Origin of the sequence: Mesorhizobium sp. M8A.F.Ca.ET.161.01.1.1 (assembly GCF_004792105.1) — a bacterium.
Lineage (GTDB): Bacteria > Pseudomonadota > Alphaproteobacteria > Rhizobiales > Rhizobiaceae > Mesorhizobium.
The window spans coordinates 1-301 of record NZ_SRTD01000392.1 but is presented as its reverse complement, the minus strand read 5'-3'; the positions used below and the strand labels follow the sequence as shown (position 1 = coordinate 301).

The 301-nt window shown below is 65.1% G+C and carries 1 protein-coding gene; it reads right to left on the bottom strand.

The features are described 5' to 3' along the window. The coding region (locus EN804_RS36230) for an SDR family NAD(P)-dependent oxidoreductase (RefSeq protein ID WP_135922411.1) at nucleotides 1-229 on the bottom strand (229 nt) is incomplete at its 3' end. Between the last annotated feature and the right edge of the window lie 72 nt (nucleotides 230-301).

Below are 301 nucleotides of genomic sequence, written 5' to 3'. Positions count from 1 at the left end.
CGGCGAACGCCTCCTCTATCGACGCTTCATCCGCCACGTTGCAGACGATGCCACGCGAGGCGTCGATACCGAGCTTCTCGCAGGCCGCGTCCAGCGCTTCGCGCTTGAGATCCAGCAGCCAGGGTTGCCATCCGCGCGCCATCAGCAGCTGCGCGGTGGAAAAACCGATGCCGGATGCTCCGCCGGTGATCGCGACAGCCCCTTTTGTCCCTGCCGTCCGTTGTGTCATACCCTCTCCTCCCGGTTGAATGCCGCGCGCGTCAGCCTGTCCGCTTTTCCTCGAAAACCGGCATCTGGCCGC